Source organism: Mycobacterium sp. E1386 (assembly GCF_001672745.1).
Taxonomy (GTDB): domain Bacteria; phylum Actinomycetota; class Actinomycetes; order Mycobacteriales; family Mycobacteriaceae; genus Mycobacterium.
The window spans coordinates 1-4,000 of sequence record NZ_LZKH01000184.1 but is presented as its reverse complement, the minus strand read 5'-3'; the positions used below and the strand labels follow the sequence as shown (position 1 = coordinate 4,000).

The 4,000-nt window shown below is 63.6% G+C and carries 4 protein-coding genes; all 4 read left to right on the top strand.

The features are described from left to right. On the top strand, positions 1-174 hold a 174-nt coding region (locus A5709_RS27650), incomplete at its 5' end, for an ABC transporter permease (RefSeq protein WP_197520194.1). 5 nt (positions 175-179) lie between these two features. Then, positions 180-1,487 carry an MCE family protein gene (locus A5709_RS18830; RefSeq protein WP_068121575.1) on the top strand — a complete coding sequence of 436 codons (1,308 nt, stop codon included), beginning with the start codon at positions 180-182 and terminating at the stop codon, positions 1,485-1,487. After that, entirely contained in the window at positions 1,484-2,524 is a 1,041-nt protein-coding gene (locus A5709_RS18825; RefSeq protein ID WP_068010975.1) for a virulence factor Mce family protein, read from the top strand. The genes A5709_RS18830 and A5709_RS18825 overlap by 4 nt, the downstream gene beginning before the upstream one ends. Beyond that, positions 2,521-3,990 (top strand): virulence factor Mce family protein, encoded by a 1,470-nt coding sequence (locus A5709_RS18820; RefSeq protein ID WP_082974269.1) that lies wholly within the window; start codon positions 2,521-2,523, stop codon positions 3,988-3,990. Before A5709_RS18825 ends, A5709_RS18820 begins: the two co-directional genes overlap by 4 nt. The last annotated feature ends 10 nt before the right edge of the window (positions 3,991-4,000 follow it).

Genomic DNA, 4,000 nt, shown 5'->3' with positions numbered 1-4,000 from the left:
GTCGTGATGACCACCCACTGCTACTACGGCTACACCGCCACCGGCGGGCCGGTCGGTGTCGGTGAAGCGGTCGGCCGCTCGATGCGGCTGTCGGTGGTGACAATCGTGATCATCGTCGTCCTGACCGCGACGGCGGTCTACGGCAAAAACCCGAACTTCAACCTCACCGGGTAGCCGCCATGACGACCCCGGTGCAGGAGAACCCGTCACGTATCCCCCCGTACAAGACAACGGCTCTGGTGTTCTCGGCTGTCGCTGCGATGGTGCTTACGTTCGTGTGGTTGCAGTTTCGGGGCCAGTTCACGCCGAAGACGCCCTTGACGCTGGTGGCGCCCCGCGCCGGTTTGGTGATGGATCCGGGGTCGAAGGTCACCTACAACGGCGTGGAAATCGGCCGGGTGGCCAGTATTTCGGTAATCCAGCGTAACGGCATACCGGCGGCCAAGTTCGTCTTGGACGTAAACCCGAAGTACCTCGAGCTGATCCCAGCCAATGTGGACGCAAAGATCGAAGCGACCACGGTGTTCGGCAACAAGTACGTGTCGTTGACCTCGCCGAAGAACCCTGTGCCGCAGAACATCAGCCCAAAGCAAGTGATTTATGCCGGGTCGGTGGTAACGGAGCTCAACACGTTGTTCGAGACGCTCACCTCGATCGCGGAGAAGGTGGATCCGGTCAAGGTGAACCTGACGCTGGCCGCGGCGGCTGAGGCATTGACCGGCTTGGGCGACCAGCTTGGGCAATCGATCGTCAACGGCAATGCCATCCTCGACGACATCAATCCGCAAATGTCGCGGACCCGGCATGACACCCGGCAGTTGACGGCCCTGGGCGACATCTTCGCCAACGCCGCACCGGATCTGCTCGACTCTCTCAACAACGCGGTCATCACAGCGCGCACGCTGCACCGGCAGGAAGCGGACCTGGATGCCGCGCTGTTGGCAGCCGGCGGCTTGGGCAACGCCGGTGTGGACGTTTTCCGGCGAGGAGGGCCCTACCTGCAGCGGGGGATGGCCGATCTGGTGCCCACCGCCCAACTGCTCGACACCTACAGCCCCGAAATCTTCTGCACCATCCGCAACTACTACGACGAGGAACCCAGGGCCTACGCGGCGACGGGCGGCGGCAACGGCTACGCGATGAAAACCATGACCGAGATGACATCGGGCTTGGGAGGCCTACTGACTCTCCCAGGTTTGACCGGCACCGCGGCCACCATGGGGCTCCTCGGGCTGGCCGGACTGGTCGGCGGGGCTCCGAATCCCTATGTGTATCCGGACAATCTGCCGCGGGTGAACGCCCGCGGCGGGCCCGGAGGTGCGCCGGGGTGCTGGCAGCCCATCACACGCGATCTGTGGCCCGCGCCGGAACTCGTGGTGGACACCGGCGCCAGCCTTGCGCCCTACAACCACTTAGACACCGGCTCGCCGTACGCAATCGAATACGTGTGGGGCCGTCAAGTCGGAGACAACACGATCAACCCATGAAAGTCACCGGCACCGCTATCAAGCTCGGCATCGTCTCGCTGGTGCTGCTGCTGATCACGCTGGCGGTCGTGGTGGTGTTCGGTCAAATGCGTTTCAACAGCACCGACAGCTATACCGCCGAGTTCAGTAGCGTCAGCGGCCTGCGCGACGGCCAGTTCGTCCGTGCCGCGGGCGTGGAGATCGGCAAGGTCAGAAAAGTGCGGCTGCTCGACGACAGCATGCGAGTACAGGTGGACTTCGACGTGGACCGGTCGATCCGGCTCTACCAGTCGACGACCGCGCAGATCCGCTACCTCGACCTGGTCGGTAATCGCTACCTGGAGCTCAAGCGCGGCGAGGGTGATGGCACTGATCGGGTCCTGCCGGCGGGCGGCTTCATTCCGCTGTCTCGAACTTCACCGGCGCTGGATCTCGACGCCCTGATCGGTGGTTTCAGGCCGCTGTTTCGGGCGCTGAATCCGGAGAAAGCCAACACAATCGCGTCGGCCATCATCACCGTGTTCCAGGGCCAGGGCGGCACGATCAACGACATCCTCGATCAGACCGCGCGGCTGACCGCGCACATCGCCGAACGCGATCAGGCCATCGGTGAGGTGATCAACAACCTGAATCTCGTGCTGGACACCACCGTTCGGCACCGCAAGGAATTCGACCACACCGTCGACAACTTCGAGCGATTGATCACCGGCCTGAAGAACCACGCCGACCCGCTGGCCGCCGCCACCGCGTATATCAGCAACGCCGCCGGCACGGTGGCCGACCTGCTCGCGGACAACCGCGCTCTGCTGCACAAGGAGATCAACTACCTACAGGCCCTTCAGCAGCCACTGGTCGACCAGCGCGATCAGCTGGGAGACCTGATCCAAACGATGCCGACCGCGCTCAATCTGATCGGCCGCAGCACCGGCCTGTATGGGGACTGGGGCAATTACTACGTCTGCGACCTCACCATCAAGTGGAACGGCCTGCAGCCCGGCGGTCCGGTACGCACGGTTCGGATCTGGCAGCAACCGACCGGTAGGTGCACGCCGCAATGAGAATACTGACGGAATTCAACCGCGGCCGGGTCGGGCTGATGGGCATCACCGTGCTGGTGCTCGTGGTCGCCGTCGCCCAAACCTTCACCAGCGTCCCGATGCTGTTCGCCAGTCCGAGCTACTACGGACAGTTCGCCAACACCGGTCAACTCAAAAAGAACGACAAGGTGCGCATCTCCGGCGTGAACGTCGGCAAGGTGCAGGCGCTCGAGATCGACGGCAACCATGTCCTGATCAAGTTTTCCGTCGGCGGCAAAAGGATTGGCACCGAGAGCCGACTCGCCATCAAGACCGACAACATCCTGGGCAGGAAGGTGCTCGAAATCGAGTCGCGGGGAACCCAGACGTTGCGACCAGGGGCCGTGTTACCGCTGCGCCAAAGCACCATCCCCTATGAGATCTACGACGCGAACTTCGACATCACCAAGGCCGCCACGGGCTGGGACCTCGACACCATCAAGCGGTCGCTGAATGTCCTGTCGCAGACCATCAATCAGACTTCCCCACGCCTGACCGCCACGCTTAACAGTTTGACCAAATTCTCCGACAGCATCGGTAAACGCGACGAACAGATCAAGCACCTGCTCGCTCAGGCCCACCAGGTAGCCAGCGTGCTCGGTGACCGAAGCGAGCAGATCAACCGGTTGCTGGTCAACGCGAACACACTGCTGGCCGCCTTCAACGAACGCGGACAAGCCATCGATGCGTTGCTGCACAACATTTCCGCCTTCTCGGCCGACGTACAGGGGTTCATCAACGACAATCCGAGCCTGAACGCCGTGCTGGAGCAGTTGCATGCCATCAGTGACCTGCTCGTGGCACGCAAAGCCGACCTCGCCCAAAGTCTCACTTCTGTGGGTCAATTCGCCGCATCTCTCGGGGAATCCGTGGCGTCGGGACCGTACTTCAAGATCGTCATAGCCAACCTGCTGCCGTATTGGATTCTGCAGCCGTTCGTCGACGCCGCCTTCAAGAAGCGCGGCATCGACCCGGAGAACTTCTGGCGCAGCGCCGGGCTGCCCGAGTTCCGCTGGCCCGACCCCAACGGCACCCGGTTCCCCAACGGCGCACCACCGCCCGCGCCGCCGGTGCTCGAAGGCACACCCGATCACCCGGGACCGGCCGTCCCACCCGGAACGGCGTGTTCCTACACCCCACCACCCGACGCGCTGCCGCGGCCATGGAACCCGTTGCCGTGCACCGGTGTTGACGTCGGCCCGTTCGGTGGCAGTTTCCCGGCGCCGATCGACGTAGCCGCCTCACCACCGAACCCCAACGGCCTGCCACCGTCGCCGGGCATCCCGATCGCCGCACGCCCCGGCGAGGCACCACCCGATGTCCCCGGCACACCGGTACCGCTGCCCATCCAGGCACCGCCGGGCGCGCGCACCGAGAACCTGCAACCGGTTGATTTGTTCGCTGCGGTCACCGAGGACACCGGCCACTTGGTGGGCCTGAGCGAGTAAGTGTTTGATC

Coding starts and splice junctions, on each gene's coding strand:
- A5709_RS18825 (WP_068010975.1), top strand. CDS start 1,484: ATGAAAGTCACCGGCACCGCTATCAAGCTCGGCATCGTCTCGCTGGTG.
- A5709_RS18830 (WP_068121575.1), top strand. CDS start 180: ATGACGACCCCGGTGCAGGAGAACCCGTCACGTATCCCCCCGTACAAG.
- A5709_RS18820 (WP_082974269.1), top strand. CDS start 2,521: ATGAGAATACTGACGGAATTCAACCGCGGCCGGGTCGGGCTGATGGGC.